General features: G+C 70.6%; 9 protein-coding genes. 4 read left to right on the forward strand and 5 right to left on the reverse strand.

Annotated features, from left to right (window positions below; all coding sequences use genetic code 11):
• Nucleotides 1-12: 12 nt before the first annotated feature.
• A complete protein-coding gene (locus QHF83_RS08180) occupies nucleotides 13-351 on the reverse strand; it encodes a helix-turn-helix transcriptional regulator (RefSeq protein WP_271927784.1) in 339 nt (112 codons plus the stop codon).
• Nucleotides 352-625: 274 nt separating this feature from the next.
• On the opposite strand from QHF83_RS08180, the gene QHF83_RS08185 reads away from it, so the two are divergent.
• Entirely contained in the window at nucleotides 626-766 is a 141-nt protein-coding gene (locus QHF83_RS08185; RefSeq protein ID WP_282417196.1) for a hypothetical protein, read from the forward strand.
• A 173-nt stretch (nucleotides 767-939) separates the two neighbouring features.
• Here QHF83_RS08185 and QHF83_RS08190 read toward each other — a convergent pair whose 3' ends face one another.
• Nucleotides 940-1,476 (reverse strand): thioredoxin family protein, encoded by a 537-nt coding sequence (locus QHF83_RS08190; protein ID WP_282417197.1) that lies wholly within the window; start codon nucleotides 1,474-1,476, stop codon nucleotides 940-942.
• 13 nt (nucleotides 1,477-1,489) lie between these two features.
• Nucleotides 1,490-2,425 (reverse strand): hypothetical protein, encoded by a 936-nt coding sequence (locus QHF83_RS08195; RefSeq protein ID WP_282417198.1) that lies wholly within the window; start codon nucleotides 2,423-2,425, stop codon nucleotides 1,490-1,492.
• A 30-nt stretch (nucleotides 2,426-2,455) separates the two neighbouring features.
• Between QHF83_RS08195 and QHF83_RS08200 the strand changes: the two genes are divergently transcribed.
• Nucleotides 2,456-3,694, forward strand: a complete 1,239-nt coding sequence (locus QHF83_RS08200) for an aminotransferase class V-fold PLP-dependent enzyme (RefSeq protein WP_282417199.1) — start codon at nucleotides 2,456-2,458, stop codon at nucleotides 3,692-3,694.
• Nucleotides 3,695-3,721: 27 nt separating this feature from the next.
• On the opposite strand, the gene QHF83_RS08205 is transcribed toward QHF83_RS08200, so the two are convergent.
• Both QHF83_RS08205 and QHF83_RS08210 read right to left on the reverse strand, forming a co-directional pair.
• Nucleotides 3,722-6,436, reverse strand: a complete 2,715-nt coding sequence (locus tag QHF83_RS08205) for a hypothetical protein (RefSeq protein ID WP_282417200.1) — start codon at nucleotides 6,434-6,436, stop codon at nucleotides 3,722-3,724.
• An 83-nt stretch (nucleotides 6,437-6,519) separates the two neighbouring features.
• The gene (locus QHF83_RS08210; RefSeq protein WP_282417201.1) at nucleotides 6,520-8,256 is read right to left on the reverse strand and encodes an ATP-binding protein; all 1,737 of its coding nucleotides are present in this window, start codon (nucleotides 8,254-8,256) and stop codon (nucleotides 6,520-6,522) included.
• Nucleotides 8,257-8,809: 553 nt separating this feature from the next.
• Here QHF83_RS08210 and QHF83_RS08215 point away from each other — a divergent pair.
• Together QHF83_RS08215 and QHF83_RS08220 are read left to right on the forward strand one after the other, a co-directional pair.
• Nucleotides 8,810-11,164 carry a methyl-accepting chemotaxis protein gene (locus tag QHF83_RS08215; RefSeq protein ID WP_282417202.1) on the forward strand — a complete coding sequence of 785 codons (2,355 nt, stop codon included), beginning with the start codon at nucleotides 8,810-8,812 and terminating at the stop codon, nucleotides 11,162-11,164.
• A gap of 46 nt (nucleotides 11,165-11,210) precedes the next feature.
• A complete protein-coding gene (locus QHF83_RS08220; protein WP_282417203.1) occupies nucleotides 11,211-12,179 on the forward strand; it encodes an FHA domain-containing protein in 969 nt (322 codons plus the stop codon).
• The last annotated feature ends 56 nt before the right edge of the window (nucleotides 12,180-12,235 follow it).

A 12,235-nucleotide genomic window follows, 5' to 3' on the forward strand; every position in this document is an offset into this window, starting at 1 on the left:
TGTGCCTCGGGATCAGCGTTTACGGAGACCGAGCTGCACCTGGAGCTGACGGCGAAGCTTGCGGACCTGATCGGTAGGCAGCTTGCGAACGAGCTCCGCGGCGTGCGCGCGCTCGTCCTCCGCGGGGAACGTCAGCAAGTAGAGCGGCGGTAGCGAGAGCCCCCGGGCGAGCCGGGAGATCGTCTGGATCGTGATGGCAGCGAGCCCGTGTTCGACGCTGGAAAGGTGTCCTTTCGACAGCTCGCTCGCGTCCGCGAGCTCGGCCAGGGACATGCCTCGTTCCAGACGAAGCTCACGGATGCGGCCACCCACCTGCGTTGCAAAAGGATCCGGTACGGTTCGTCGCGGCATGGCGTTTCTTTCGGGACGTCCTCACGGACGACCCCGCCGGCCCTCCTCGTGCCGGATCAAGTAAGTGGTTGATTGCTGAGCCTGGAACCTGGTTTGTCGTCGGGCGGGCGCAGGCCCCACGTCCACCCTGTTATGCTTTTGGGCGAGCACGACCCTACTATGCACTGTTCCGACGAACCTGGGCACCGGAAAATGCGGTTTCATTGCGATGACCACCCCCGAGACACGTTTGTCATAGGAGCTCATCGTTGTGAGACGTGTTACGTGTCGATGCATGCGCGCACGCTCCCCTCCCGAGACGAACGGCTCGCCTCGGCAACCGGCAGACGCGGGCAAAACGCGAGCGAACACGCGCGTCTTCCCGGAGATCTCGATGATGCGGCGCGTGCACACGATGACGCGCCGGCGGCTGTGACGTGATCGTTATGATCGGTTCGGCCGAACCCTCGCCCCCCACGCGAAGCGAAGGACGCACCCAAAGCGACCCCCTCTCGGCTTCGAGGGTTTCGTTCGAGACGCGAGGGGTGCGAAAAGAACGTAGCAGTCGGACCGGCGCTCCCGCGTCGGGGGCCGTGAATGGCGAGCGGCTCAGCCGGTAGGGCCCGCCGAGGGGCGCGGCAAGATGCGGCGGAGGCGGCTCGCAATCTCCATGACGGCCGCCTCGCCCTTGACCGAGCCCTCGATGCGTCGATCCGAGGCGGTGCCGTCCTCGTTTGGCGCGACAAATAAGGGGATGAGCCGCGAGGTGTAACCGGCGACGGCGAGCCGCTCGGCGTCACGATCGAGGTCGAACTCCAGGATCCGCAGGCGCGGAAAGATGTCGTCGAGCTCCCCCTTCTCGGCCGCGTGATGGAACCTTTGGCAGGGCTCGCACCACGTCGCGCCCACGTAGACGAGTAGATCTCGTCCGTCCTTGCGAGCGCGCTCGATCTCGCGCCGCACGGACGTCGCGACGTCCTCCCCCTCGGTCGCACGGACCCACTCGACACGTCCCTTCGACGCGGCCGATGCTGCCGGCTTGGCTTCGGGTGTGGGAGTTTGGTCGTTCGAACACCCCGCCGCGCCCAGGCTCGCGGCCACGGAGAACAACAGCGCCGAATATTTCCACTTCGATGCGGCCTTCATCAGGCGCAATGTATCAGCGCAGCAGCGAGACGCGGACGGGGGCTTTTCGGATCCCGGCGAGCGCGAGGGTGGCGCTGCGGATGAGGCGCTCGTTCGGCTCGAAGCGGAAGTGGAGGACGGCGCGGCCGCCACGTACGTCGAGATCGGGGATGTCGAAGGCGGCGACGGCGAGCAGCGCCTTGCGCACGGCGGGGCCGAACAGGCTCTTTGCGACGTCGGGCTCGGCTTCGATGAGGAACAAATCATCGAAACGTTCGTCCCCGACCTCCGCCTCGCGCACGAGGCCGATCGCCTTGCCAAGGCCATGCAAGAGCGTCTGGGGACGAATCCGTAATGGCGGTGTTCCAGCGGCGACGGAGGTCGCGATGAAGACGTGGACCTCGGCCGGGGTCTCGTTGGGGGAGTAGGCGATCTGGGTGAGGATCGAGAAGGGCGCGTCGTGCGCGTGGAAGCGGACGCGATAGGCGTACGCGGTCTGTTTCTCGACCTCGGCGTTCTTGTCGAGCGCGAGCGCGGCAAGGCGCAGCCCACGCTCGGCGGCGTCGCAAGTCTCGACGACGATGTCGGCCTTGAAGAGGTCGATGAAGGGGCGCAGCGAGCCCGAGAGCTGCGGGTCGGGCGCTTCTTGGGGGAGCGCGCGTTGCTCGTCTTCGAGGTCGGGCGCGAGCTCGATCGCGCGGTCGAGGGCGTCGCGATAAACGAGGAGCGTGGCCTCGGCGGCGAGGAGCTCGGCCTCGGTGTTCGCGGGCAAGCGCGCGCGGGCGCGGCCGTCGAGGAGGGTTTCGGCGAGCTTTCGAGGCAGGTGCTCGAAGAGCGCGTCGGTGAGCATGGCCTCGCGTTCGTCGACCTCGCGAGCGAGGTCCTGCACGCGGGTACGCAAGCCCTGCAGCGGATCCCGATAAGCACCGTCGTTGCCGTGCACGTCGGCGTGCGAGCGTAGCCTTGCCACGAGGCCTTGGGGAGGGGCATCCTCTCGGCCATGGGTCGCGGCGACGACATCAAGTTCACGGCAAATCTCGGCGATCGGGAGCATTTTCCGGATCTCGAGGCGCTCGTCTATTGCAACCACGCGGCCATCTCGCCGCCGTCCTGGCCCGTTCGCCGCGCGATGCAAAACACGATCGCGGACTGGGGAAGGCGCGGGTCGCAGGCCTTCGGGACCTACAGCGCGCAGAGGTCGCGGCTGCGCGAGAAGATCGCGCGGCTCGTGGGCGCGTCGGCCGAGGAGATCGCGTTCGTTCCGAACACGTCGTCGGGCGTGACGGCGATCGCGCTGTCGTTTCCGTGGAAGCGCGGCGATCGGGTGATCCTGTTCGAAGGGGAGTTCCCGGCGAACGTGACGCCGTGGCAACGCGCGGGGGAGCTCTTCGGCGTCACGCCGGTGTTCCTGCCGCTTTCGGATTTCCAGGAGAGCGACGAGCGAGGCCTCGGGCGGCTCGCGGAGGAGCTCGCGAAGGGCGCGCGGCTCGTGGCGGTGAGCGCGGTGCAGTTCCGGACGGGGCTCCGGATGCCGCTCGGGGAGATGGCGCGGCTCTGCCACGCGCACGGGGCGGAGCTCTTCGTCGACGGGATCCAGGCGACGGGCGCGGCGCCGGTGGACGTGCGCGCGCTCGGCATCGATTACTGGGCCTCGGGCGGGCACAAGTGGCTGATGGGCCCCGAGGGGACGGGGATCTTGTACGTGCGGAAGGAGCGCGTGGAGGCGCTGCACCCGCACGTCGCCGGATGGCTGAGCCACGAGGACGCGGTGCGCTTCCTGCTCGAAGGGCCAGGGCACATGCGGTACGACCGGCCGCTCAAGAAGCGCGCGGACGTGTTCGAGGTCGGCTGCATCAACGCGATCGGGCTCGTGGGGCTCGAAGCGGCGGTGGATCTCGTGGCCGAGCTCGGGGTGGAGAAGATTCACGCGCACGTGGTGCGCTGGGGCGACGCGGTGGAGCCGGGCCTCGTGGAGCGAGGTTTCACGAGCCTGCGTGCGCCCGAGGCGAACCGGCGGAGCGGGATCCTCGCGGTGCTGCCGCCGAAGGACATCGACGTGGTGGCGCTCCACCGCGCGCTGCTCGTCCGCGGGATCAGCACGGCGATCCCGGACGGGGTGCTGCGGTTCAGCCCGCACTGGCCGAACAACGTGGACGAGGCGGAGCAGGTGCTCCTGTCGATGGAGGATGCGCTCGCCGAGCTCAGGGGCGCGCCGCGGCCGCGCTCGAATGATTGGTAGTCAAAGGATCGAGGACCCGCCGGTCGTCTAGGGCCAGCCGATCGTCATGAACCGGACGCGGCCGGTGCCGCCGATGGCGTCGTCGCCGAAGAAGAGCGAGGTGCCCTCGCGGCCGGCGAACGAGGGGGAGACGTCCGCGTTGGCGCCGCCCGTGAGCGTCGCGAGGGCCTTGAGCGGTCCAGGAGGCGCGCCGGGCGAGAGCTCGAACGCGTCGAGGTTCATGCTGTCACGGAGCGCCGAGGTGAGGACGCCGCGGCACTTCGAGGGGCCGCACGCGAGGGCCACGGACGTGACCGCGCTTTGCTCCTCGCCGCGCACGAGGCGAGAGCTGCCGGCGAGGGCGCCGCGCTCGTCGAGGATGGCGATGCGCACGCCCGCCTCGGTCTCTTCGGGCTTTGCGTCATGGGCGGCCTCCTCGATCCACGCGACGACCACGCGATCGCCGGCGAGCGCGATCGTGGGCGAGCGCGAGTGGCCGGGGGACGTGTAGAGGCGCGTCTCGGGGCCGGCCTTCTGCAGCGTGCGCGTGTCGAGGCGGACGACGTGGATGTCGCCGGCGCCCTCGTCGGGGTTTCCGCGCGCATCCGACCACACGAGGAACGTCTCCTTGCCGCGCACCGCGATCTGCACCTCGGTGGAGTCGCCGGGGGCCTCGGTGATGCGTCGGTCCTGGACGACCTTGCGCAGCGTGCGATCGACGCGCGCGGCGTAGATCTCGGCGTTGCCGTCGCGCGTGTCGACCCACGCGACGATGAAGCCGTCGTCGGTGCTCTTGTCCGGATCCGAGGGAGGCGCGTAGGCGACGGCGACGTCCGAGACCTCGCTCGGGACGCCGTCCTTGCTCGGCTTGCGCGCGATCGTCGTGAGCGGTTTCTGCGCGAGTTTGTCGCCCTCGGGGCCGAGCTTGGCGATCTGGACCTGCGCTTCGGTCTTGTCGCGCGCGGCCCAGACGAGCGCGCTTTCTTCGGTTTTACCGCCGGGCGCGGCGGCGATCGCGACGCCGCCGATCGAGAGCGCGCGGCGGGAGAGGATCTGGGTTTTTCCGGGAACGCCGGCCGCGGAGACGGGCCGCACGCCGACCGTGGCGAGCGGGTCGTCTTTGCGGGCCGGTTTGCCGCCTGCGCCGTCGCCCGAGCCTTCGATGTAGTAGGTGACCCACGCGGCGAGCGAGCCGCCGGAGGGGCGTTCCGTCGCGGCCACGCGGGCGAGGTGCTCGCCGTCGTACAGGGCCGTGACGCTGAGCGGGCGCGGCGGGGTGTCGTCGGGATCCCGCGAGGCCGGCGCGCGCCACGGGCTCTGCCGCACGGGCAAGCCGACCACCGCGAGCGTCGCGGGGGAGCCCTCGTTCGCCGCGAGCGTGGTGCAAGCGCCTGCCTGGCAGGACAAACCGCGCGTGAGGTAGGGGATGCCCTCGCTGCTCGCGAAGGCCTCGGCGCGCACGGGCTCGGCGGCGCGGATCTGGAGGTCGGGGCCGAAGCGCACGAACGTGGGCCAGATCGGCGCGTCCTTGGGCAGCGGGCCCGGTTCGCTCGAGGCGGGCGCGAGCGTGAGCGCGGCGAAGCCGTCGCCGTCGGCGGTGATGTCGGGCGGGCCGCTCGCGCTGAAGACGAGCGTGGAGCGCTCGGCGCCGAGCTTGCCGTCGGGGTCCATCGTGGCGAGGTGGATGAGGCGTCCTTCGCGCGGCGATCGCAGGAGATCCTCCCACGCGAGCAGCGCGCGTTTGCCCGGGCCTCCGCCCGAGACGAGCGAGACGAGCGCCTGCTCGCCGACGGGCGCGGTGGCGCGCTTCGGAGGCGTGACGACGTTGCCGCCGGGCGCGACGGCCGCGACGTACACGCTGGAGTCGATGTTGCGCACGTCGGTCCAGCCGATGAGCGTGCGGTCGCCCGCGCGGCCCACGAGGATGTCGTTCTGCGCCGTGGCCTCGGGGTTCACGACGACGGGCGCCGAGACCTTCCCGGTGAAATCGACGTCGGCGTAGATCACGCGGCCGACGCGGCCTTGCTCGGCCTGCTTCTGCGCGCTGCCCGCGCCGGCGACGACGCTCGCGATCGCGGCGCCGCGCTCGGTCGCGACGAGATCCCAGCCGAGGGCGTCGTGGGCGAGGACGACGGCGGGGGCGGGGTTTTTTCCGGGCGTCACGGGCGCCGCGAGCACGTCGAAGTGGTCCTCGCGAGGCACCTCCCAGACGACGAGCGCCGATTTCGGGCCCGCGACGATCTGGACCCAGCTCACCTCGTCGGCGGACTGCGCGATGGTGATGGGCGCGCCGCGCGCGGCGCCCGTGGCGTCGAGCGAGAGCATCTTCACCCCGGCATTGCTCTTCATGCCCTCGACCCACGCGGCGAGGTAGCCATCGCCGACGGCCTCGACCGTCGCGACGGGTATCTCGGCCGCGGCGGGTCCGACGTCGATGGGCTCGGCCGTCCTCGGCTTTCCATCCGGCCCGCAGAGGCGCGTGAGGAGCCGGCCGCGCGCGTCGTAGAAGACGAGCATGTCCTCGCCGCGCCGCGCGACGTACGGCGCCGCGTTCTCGTCGTCGAGCCGCGCGATCACGTACGAGGGCAGGAGCGCCGGGCCCGAGATCGTGGCGGCGGGCTTCGGGTTCGCCGTGGGGCGGAGCATGGTCTTCGGGCGCGAGGTGCGGGACTGCTTCGCAGGCGCGCCGCCGCAGCCCAGCACGAGCGACGAGAGAGCCACGAGCGAGAGGGCGAACCGAGCGCGTGCCGTCGAGCTTCGCATGGTCGGACCATGCCAGAGCCGATCGATGCAGGCCAGCGCCGAAGGCCCGCTTTTCGGACCTCGAGGGGAATGACTCGGAGGGGCTACGCGCTCTTGTCGGGGCCGCGAAGCGTGGTCTCGACGGCCGGCGGTTTGTCGAGCAGCGGAGGGCCGGACACCGGGAGCCACACCTCGAAGACCGCGCCGCCCTTCTTCGCCTCGCGGTACGTGATTTCTCCGCCGTGCTCGAACACGATGCGCTGGACGATCGCGAGGCCGAGGCCGGTCCCCTTCTCCTTCGTCGTCGCGTACGCCTCGAAGAGCCGCGGCACCATCTCCGCAGGTACGCCCGGGCCGTTGTCGCGCACGACGATGCGGACCTTGTTGTCCGGTTGCGGCCCGATCGTCACGAGCACACGCGGATCGGGACGCACGGCGCTCGCCGCGTCGAGGCCGTTCTGGATCAGGTTGGTCAAGACCTGCACCATCTGATCCCGATCGGCCATCACCTGCGGGATCGGCTCGGACGAAAGGTCGACCCGCCGCGTCCCCGTGCGCTCGACGCCTTCGCCCGCCGAGGCGTGCAGCGTGACCACGCCCTTCGCCACGGAGACGAGATCGATCGGCGCGGGGTTCGGCGGGGGCAGACGCGCGAAGCGGGTGAACTCGGTGACGATGTTCGCGATCCGGTGGACCTCTTGCAGGACCGTGACCGTCGCCTCCTCGAAGTACTCGTCGAAGGCGGGATCTTCACGAGCGCGGAGCCTGCGGAGCGTCTCGACGGCGGCGCGGATCGGGGCGAGCGGGTTCTTGATCTCGTGCGCGATTTGCCGCGCGACCTCGCGTTGCGCGGCGATGCGCTCCGTCGCGGCGAGGCGCCTGCGGATCGCCGCGAGCTCGGCGATCGTGCGGTTCCAGGCGTCGGCGAGGTCCGAGAGCTCGCGGCCCCCGCGCCCCTTCACCGTGCGCGGCGCGCCGGCCACGACCTCGCGCGTCTCGCGGGCGAGCTCGACGAGCGGGCGCGAGAGGCTTCGCGCGAGGACGAACGCGATCGCGAGGCCGAGGACGAGCGCGACGGAGCCGGCGAAGAGCATCGCGCGATCGAGCTTCGCGAGCGCGCCGTGGAGTTTTTCGCGCGCGGCGATTGCCACGACGCGCAGGCCCGGGACCTCGGCGACGTCGATCGGACGGACGACGGCATCGCCCGCCATCTTCGCGCGATCCGGCCCTTCGACGCGCAGCTCGACGCCGTGCGAGGCGCCGATGCGCTCGAGGATCTTGCCGACGCGGCGCGCGCCGACGAGCCCGACCTCGACGCCGCCGCCCGAGCGCGCGCAGTGCACTTCGAGCGAGGCCTCACCGCCCTTCGGATCGGGCCGGAGCCGCGGCGCGCCGCCCGCCGGCGATCGCAGGAGCTTCGCGAGCTCGGGGGCCTTCGTGCCCGTCAGCGAGACGTCCGAGGCGGCCAGGATCAGGCCCTTGTCCGTGACGAGCACGAGGTCGTCGAGCCCGAGCGCGCGCGCTTGATCCGGAACGAAATGCCGCATCGAGATGCGCGCATCCGACTCGAGCGCGGACGCGTCCCCGCGCGCGCGTTCGAGCAAGAGGTGCGCTTTGTCCACGAACGTATCGTGCGCGCAGAGCGGCCCGAGCAAGCCTTCGAGCGCGCGCGCCTCCCGCGCGAGCTCGCGACGAACGCCCAGCGCGGCGGCCTCGATCCGGTCCTCGAAATCGCTCTCGATGATCTGACGCGAGGCGTCGCGCAGCGACAGACCCACGAGCGCCGCGGCGAAGATGGCGACGAGGCCGAAGGCGAGGAGCAGCCGGGCAGCGAGGGTCACGGGCGACGAGGCGTTGAAAGGGCCCGCATCATAGGCGCACGGGCGCCCTCGCGCCGCAACGTCCCTCGCGGGAGCGCCTTCGCGCGGCCGAAAAATTCTCCACCCACGCCGTAGGGTGCCCCGGCTCGCCGACGTTCACGGAGTTCGAGGTTCCGAACACCAGCGCATGGAGGGCTCTTCCATGAGGAGATTCATCGGCTTGCTGCTTCTTTCCGGGATGCTTGTGGGTTGCGGCACGTTCATCGGCTCGAACGACAGTGCCCCGACACGCAGACCTCCGCATCGTCGCGGATACGACAAGCCCTTCGGGACGTCGCCGGACTACAGCACGCCGGCGAAAAACCGTGAGGGGGAGGGGGATTCTCGGCGGACGGGCGGCGAGGGGGCCGGGGGACGGGGCGGGTCCTAGGCCTCGATCGCGAGGAAATGATCCCTCTCCTTGCACCCGAGGCCCCGGCGCTCTTAACCTCGGCGAGCGTTCGCGTGTCGGCTCGCGCCTGCCCCTCGGCCGGAGCGTCGTCCGACCCGCGCCACCCGCACGCCGCGTCAGACCATGAACTCAAGGCAGCTCGGCCCCCCCGCCGTCGTCCTCGTCGCCGCCGTCCTCTTCGGCATCGGAACCAAGTCCTTCCTCAAGGACTTCACGTCCGAGCTCTTCTACCTGATAGGCCTCTGCGCCGCGGTCGCGATGTTCGTCGCCAGCGCGTCCCAGGGCGCGAACGTCAAGCTCGGCGGGCTCGTCGACGCGCTGAAAGCCGCAGCCCGCGGCAAGAAGCCGGCGCTGCCCGAAGGCGTGACCGGAGAGCTCGCGGACGTCTACGAGGAGATCCAGCGTCTCTCGAAGAAGACCGCGGAGCTCAACGAAGAGGTCGCGAAGCTCGAGCAGAACGCAGGCACGAGCAGCGTGAACGTCGACGAGGTGATCGAAGCCCTCGGTCGCGCCGCGTCCGGCGAGCGCGTGCGCGCTCCGGCCGGCGCGAAGCCCGACATGGCGCGCATCTACGCGGAGCTCTCGGGCGTCGCCGAGGTGGTCCGCGACGCGACGAAGGATGCGGACAAGAAGGTCCAGTTCGCCGAGGAGCGCGCGAACGCCGCGGAGCAACGCGCCGGCAGCGCCGAGCAGCGGCTCCAGTCGCTCGAGGCGCGGATCTCGGGCGCCGAGTCGCGCGCGATCGCCGCGGAGCAAGGGCTCGCCGCCGCCGAGCAGCGCGTGCAGACCGCCGAGCAGCGCGAGGTCCAGCGCCGCAGCGAGCTCACCGAGACGCTGGCGAACGTCGAGGCCGACGTCATCGACGCGGTCCAGCGCGTCGCCGAGGGCGAGCGTGTTCGTCCCCCGCCCGGCGCGAAGCCGGAGGTGGCCCGCATCTTCATGGAGCTCGCGTCGATCGGCGACCGCCTCACCCAGGCCGAGCAGCGCGAGCAGAAGCGCCGCGCCGAGCTCGCCGAGGCGATGCAGATCCTCGAGGGCGAGATCGTCAACGCCGTGCAGCGCGCCGGCGAGGGCGAGCGTGTCCGCGCGCCCGTGGGCGCGAAGCCCGAGGTCGCGCGGATCTACATGGAGCTCGCGTCGATCGGCGAGCGCCTCGCGGGCTCGGAGCAGCGCGAGCAGAAGCGGCGCGCGGAGCTCGGCGAGGCCCTCGGCGTCATCGACGAGTACCTGCCGCGGCTCGGCGACGGCCTCGGCACCGTCCTCTCCTCGGCCGAGCAGGCGACGGCGCACGCGCGCGACATCAACGCCTCGCTGTCGACCTTCTCGCAGTCGATCGAGATGCTCGCGACGAGCGCGGAGGAATCCTCGTCGAGCATCCTCGAGATGACGGCGACGAGCGACGAGGTCGCCGAGAACGTCGGTGAGCTCGCGGCGAGCGTGCGCGAGACGGTCTCCTCGATCGAGGAGATGGCCTACTCGATCCGCGAGGTCGCGAAGAACGTCGACGGCCTGTCGCTGACGGCGGAAGAGACGAGCTCCTCGATGAACCAGATGGACGTGTCCATCGACCAGGTTCAGTCGAACGCGAACGAGACGGCGCGTCTGTCCGAGGAGGTCGCCATGGACGCCGAGAAGGGCGCCGAGGCGATCCTGAAGACGATCAGCGAGATCTACCGCATCAAGGAGTCGAGCCAGGAGGCCGTGAGCGTCATCTCGAACCTCGGCTTCCGCATCGAGGCGATCGGCCAGATCCTCGCCGTCATCGACGACGTCGCCGAGCAGACGAACCTGCTCGCGCTGAACGCCGCCATCCTCTCGGCGCAGGCCGGCGAGCACGGCAAGGGTTTCGCCGTCGTCGCCGACGAGATCAAAGAGCTCGCCGATCGCGCGGGCGGCAGCACCAAGGAGATCGCGGACCTCATCAAGACGATCCAGGCCGAGTCGAAGAACGCGATCGCCGCCGTCGAGCGCGGCGCGCACAACGTCGACCGCGGCGTGGAGGTCTCGAACGAGGCCGAGCGCGCGCTGAAGAAGATCCTCGACAGCTCGCAGAAGAGCACGAACATGGTGCGCGCGATCGCGCGCGCCACGGTCGAGCAGGCCAAGGGCTCGAAGCAGGTCACCGACGCGATCGGCCGCATCGCCGAGACCGTGCAGCAGATCGCCGCGGCCACGGCCGAGCAGGCGCGCGGCTCGGAGCTCATCATGAAGAGCGCCGAGAAGATGCGCACGATCACACAGCACGTGGAGCGCTCGAGCCAGGAGCAGGCCCGCGGCGGTCGTCAGATGACGAGCTCGATCGAGCAGATCTCCGCGATGGTCAACAACCTGAACGCCTCGCAGCGCAACCAGAACCGCGGCTTCGAGCAGCTCCTCGACGCCTCCAAGAAGATCGAGGAGGCGGCGCGCATTCAGGAGCAGACGATGCGCCAGCTCGGCAACGCCGTGGAGCGCGTGCGCCGGAGCATCGGCGCCTAGCGGCACGCGCGGCAGACCCTCCTGCCGCGCGTTCGCCCGAGGTTTCATGGCAGTCACGATCACGGTGCGGACGGGGGAAACGAGCGAGGAACTCTCGCTCACCTTCGACATGCCGCGCGTGTTCATCGGCCGCGGCGAGGGCGCAGACCTCCGCCTCCCCGACCCCAGCGTCAGCCTCCGTCACGCCTCGATCCGGCAACGCGGCCACGAGTACGTCATCGTCGACGAAGGCAGCACGAACGGCACGGCCCTCGGCTCCGTGCTCCTGCCGCCGCAATCGCCCCGCGTCCTCCGATCCGGAGAGCTCTTTCGCCTCGGCCGCGTGTGGCTCGAAGTGAAGATCGATCCGCTCGCGACCGCGCGCGCGACGCCCGCGACGACGAAGGCCTTGGCGCTCGATCTCGTCACGCGTGGGCTCGCCGCGCAGGGCGAGGACGCGGGCCCGAGGCTCGTCGTCGTCTCGGGGCCCGACGAAGGCAAGTCGCTCGCGCTCACGGACGCGGGCAGGCGCTACGTGCTCGGCCGCGCGCGCGAGGTCGACCTCCCGCTCGACGATCCGGAGACCGCGTTCCGGCACGTCGAGGTGGGCCTCAAGGGCGAACACCTGCTCGTGCGGGACCTCGGCTCGAAGGCGGCGCTGCTCGAAGGCTCACCGCTCGGCGCGACGGACGTCGCTTGGCGTAGCGGACAAACCCTCGCGATGGGCCGCAACGTCGTCGTGTTCGTGTATCTCGCGGCCGAGGCGCTCGCGGAGCTGTCGCGGTGCGCGGACGAGCCGATGCGCCCCGAGGACGCGCCGCCGCCGCCCGTCGCGGAGGACGAGACGCCTTCCGCGGCTGCCGCGCCCGAGCCCACGCCTTCCCCGGAGGACGCCTCGCGCCCGCTTCGGCCACAGGGAGCTGCCACGCCGGCGCCCGAGTCTGGCTGGAGCCTCACCGACGGTGTGGTGCTCGTCTTTGCCGCCTTCGTCCTCGTGCTGAGCGTCGTCGGGTTCTTCTGGTTGATCAGGCGTTAGGCGCTTGACGCCGCGTCTCCGTCCGGGCCCGATGAAATCGAGCGGCCGGACGGAGG

The sequence above is a fragment of the Polyangium sp. 15x6 genome (assembly GCF_029960785.1).
In the GTDB taxonomy this organism is placed as follows: domain Bacteria; phylum Myxococcota_A; class Polyangia; order Polyangiales; family Polyangiaceae; genus Polyangium.